The 3,261-nt window shown below is 57.0% G+C and carries 4 protein-coding genes; 3 read left to right on the plus strand and 1 reads right to left on the minus strand.

Annotation, left to right across the window (positions count from 1 at the left end; translation table 11 throughout):
• The first annotated feature begins 367 nt into the window (after positions 1–367).
• From JMF90_RS30355 to JMF90_RS30365, 3 genes are all read left to right on the plus strand, one after another.
• Complete coding sequence (locus JMF90_RS30355) at positions 368–727, plus strand: multidrug efflux SMR transporter (RefSeq protein WP_011694904.1); 360 nt, start codon at positions 368–370, stop codon at positions 725–727.
• Between the two features lie 104 nt (positions 728–831).
• Positions 832–1,698: a DMT family transporter gene (locus JMF90_RS30360; RefSeq protein WP_011548781.1), complete on the plus strand. Its 867-nt coding sequence runs from the start codon at positions 832–834 to the stop codon at positions 1,696–1,698.
• 70 nt (positions 1,699–1,768) lie between these two features.
• A complete protein-coding gene (locus JMF90_RS30365; protein ID WP_011548782.1) occupies positions 1,769–2,638 on the plus strand; it encodes a hypothetical protein in 870 nt (289 codons plus the stop codon).
• 308 nt (positions 2,639–2,946) lie between these two features.
• Here JMF90_RS30365 and JMF90_RS30370 read toward each other — a convergent pair.
• Positions 2,947–3,261: carbohydrate ABC transporter permease (locus JMF90_RS30370; protein ID WP_201325826.1), on the minus strand; the 315-nt coding region annotated here is incomplete at its 5' end.

The following is a 3,261-nucleotide window of genomic DNA, read 5'->3' on the forward strand; positions in this document are numbered from 1 at the left end:
GCAGTACGGTCGGCGACAAGTACGCGTAGCCGACCCTCGGCGATGGGGCGGGCTGCCGCAGTCGTTGACGGCGTCGAAGACCGGATGGCCGGCTGGGGCGGACAGCGGCCGTTGTAAAGGCGCACGCTAAATCTCCCTTCGCTTGAAAGGGGATTGTCACGAAATCAGAGGATGGTTTCCGGTTATCGAATGTTTCAAAACCATTTCCAATCATGGGTCGCCTTTTCTATACCGGTGCTATCGATAGAAACAATCAATTTATTCGGGCGGCTGACCGCCTCTTGTAGACCGTCCAGGCTTGTATTAATCTGACGTCTACCGGGTACCGCTGAATCCACCCCTCCCCCTGCATCGTTCGGTATAAACGATGCAGACGGTGAGGTGCATTGTGACTTCGAGTCGATTTGCCTGGTTTGTCCTTGGACTGAGTGTGATTGCCGAAGTATTCGGTACCATTGGGCTCAAATTCTCGTCTGGATTCACCCACCTTCCTTCTTCAGTCTTCACCGTCGTTTGCTACGCCGGCGCCGTTTGGCTCATGTCCATTACGACATTAAACGTCGAGGTGGGTCTGGCCTACGCCGCGTGGGCCGGCGCCAGTACCGCCATCACCGCCGGACTCGGAATATTGCTCTTCGGCGAATCTGTTTCGGTATCGAAGCTCTGTGGCCTCGCGATGGCTGCAGGTAGCCTCGTCCTGCTGAATCTCAGTGATGGCCCTACCTAGCAATATCTCTCTCCTCGTCTGAACCGATACTCAACGAAGTTGCGAAAGTATTGATTTTATTCGCGATGGTGAATCGTTTATAAATTTTCATACCGGGGTATGAGATGAAGTCTGAGAATACTTGGGCATTCGCGCTTGTTTGCGTGACCATACTCTGGGGCTGGTCATTTGTCGCAATTCATCAATCTCTAGGGTTCGTCAGTGCATCAACGTTTAACGCATATCGCTTCCTGATCGGCGCAGCGGCGATGTTCATCGTGTTGATGCGCCGCTGGCGACACGTCGAATGGCGCGCAGGGCGGCGTGCCATATTGCCCGGCGTGGTCCTTTTCATCGCATTCGCGTTCCAGACAGCCGGCATCGCTTACACGACTGCATCCAACGCGAGCTTCATTACGGGGCTCGCGGTCATCTTCGCTCCAGCATTTGGCTACTGGATGCTCAAGATTCGGCCGAGCCGGCAACAGGTGATCGGCGCGGCGATCGCCGCTGTTGGTCTTGCCATGTTGACGATGCGGGACCTTTCGATACACGTCGGTGATGCACTTGTTCTTGGGTGTGCTGTTTTCACGGCGCTGCACATCGTAGTGCTATCGAAGCGAAGCAAGGGCGCCGACGTCGAACTGCTTGCATTCATCCAGGTATTGGTCGTAGGCGTACTGTCGCTGTTGTGGTCGTTGGCATTCCACGAGTTTTCAGTTCCTAACTCACCTCAGCCCGTCTGGACGGCGATCATCGTCGGAATCGGGGGGACCGCGATCGGCTATTTCGTGCAGACCCGGGCACAGGTCGAATCCGCACCTGGTCGAATCGCACTGATCCTGGTGCTGGAGCCCGTTTTCGGTGGGCTCTTCGGCTACGTCCTCGGTGGTGATCGCCTGAGTTCCATGAATTTCGCCGGCGCAGCGCTCATCATCGCCGCGATGTTCGTCACGGAGTATCGCCCTCGCTTACGTGTGGTCACGAATTGATATCCCGATTGTGGAGAGGCAATCGGTGTTTGTGCATGTTCCTTAGAACTTTTCTTTTGTGGAGAAATTCATGCGCGATCAAGTCCAGAAAGAGTCCAGTGAGCTTATCGTGATCGACCGAAGGCTCGACAACACAGCGCCCTGGCAGGAGTGGGCTAACCAGATTGTCGACCAAGGATTTGCGATCATCTCGATCGGGCCAAGGATGCAGGATGACTTCCATGCGCTTCAGCAGTTGGCGGGGACTGTGGGTTTCCGCGACAAACAGGAGTTCTGCTTCGTCGACCGGACCGACGGCTACTTTCCGGTCGGATACTCCCATATCGGAAAAGAAAATAGTGACCGGTGCGAGATCTTCAACTACTGGCATCGCTTCAAGGACGAGCACCAGCAGTACGAGTTCAGCCGTAGCGAGTTTTACTCGCGTATCGCGAGCTACGAGGCGCAGGTCGCCGGCTATGGGCAGAAGTTGGTCGACGAAATCCGGAAGCGCTACGGCTACGCACGCGAAATTCCGACGCGCGACGACTCATATCTGCAATACAACCACTACCGCGAAGACCTCCGTCTCGGCAACAGCCGTTATCTGCAAGGAAAGCACGAGGACGGACACCTGATCACGGTTATCAAGCCGAATGCGCCGGGACTCGTCCTGTTCCAGGGCGACAAGGAGTGTCTCGTCGACGTCGCGAAGGACCAGGCCATCGCGATCTCAGGGTCTCTATTAACGGAGCTCTCTGACGGAGAAATCCAACCGACTTTCCACGCCGTTCTGAACCTTACCCTGCCGACCGCCCGTGCCTCGATCGTCTACAACGTGAACGTATTGAGCAGTATCATTCCGAGCTTCAAGCAGGGCCGCGATATCCGCATGTACGACTTCGCGAACGAGCGTCATCTCGAATTCGGGCATGCACCCTACGTCATCGAGCAGGTTTAAGCCCTGTCCGTTCTGCAAAGCTACGTCGAGCGCCAGACAACTCACCATCCTCATTGATTGTTGTTGAAAAAATGAGGATGGCATTCCGCTCCCGTCCATCCCCAGTTTCATACATTCACCTCAGGGCCGCGAGGGAACGCACCGCTCGCCGTGCCTGAGTCGTTGAATGGCAGCTTTCCGACTCCGCGAAAGGAAGCTCAGGCTCCCCGACCGACATGCACGCACCCCCGCAAAGCATGAAAAAAGCCCGCCGAAGCGGGCAACCTCACGATGCGGAGGGGGAGATTCGAAACGCGAGCGGCGCGCGTTCAGCCTTTCGTCGCGCCGAACGTGAGCCCCGCGACGAAATGCTTCTGCATCGCGAAGAACATCGCGACCGACGGCAGCGCGGCGAGAATCGACCCGGCGGATACGAGATTCCACGACGTCGTCCATTGCCCCTTCAGCGCCACGACACCCGCCGTGATCGGCGCGGCCTCATCGCCTTGCGTCAGACACAGCGCCCAGAAGTAATCGTTCCACACGAACGTGAACACGAGAATCGCGAGCGCGGCCAGCGCCGGCCGGATCAGCGGCAGCACGATGCGCCAGAACACCGTCCATTCGCCCGCGCCTTCGATGCG

The organism is Burkholderia sp. E168m23 (assembly GCF_016586125.1).
In the GTDB taxonomy this organism is placed as follows: domain Bacteria; phylum Pseudomonadota; class Gammaproteobacteria; order Burkholderiales; family Burkholderiaceae; genus Burkholderia; species Burkholderia orbicola.

Bases quoted from the DNA above. Each gene is read 5' to 3' on its own strand.
- JMF90_RS30355 (WP_011694904.1), top strand. From the start codon at position 368: ATGCAGACGGTGAGGTGCATTGTGACTTCGAGTCGATTTGCCTGGTTT.
- JMF90_RS30360 (WP_011548781.1), top strand. From the start codon at position 832: ATGAAGTCTGAGAATACTTGGGCATTCGCGCTTGTTTGCGTGACCATA.
- JMF90_RS30365 (WP_011548782.1), top strand. From the start codon at position 1,769: ATGCGCGATCAAGTCCAGAAAGAGTCCAGTGAGCTTATCGTGATCGAC.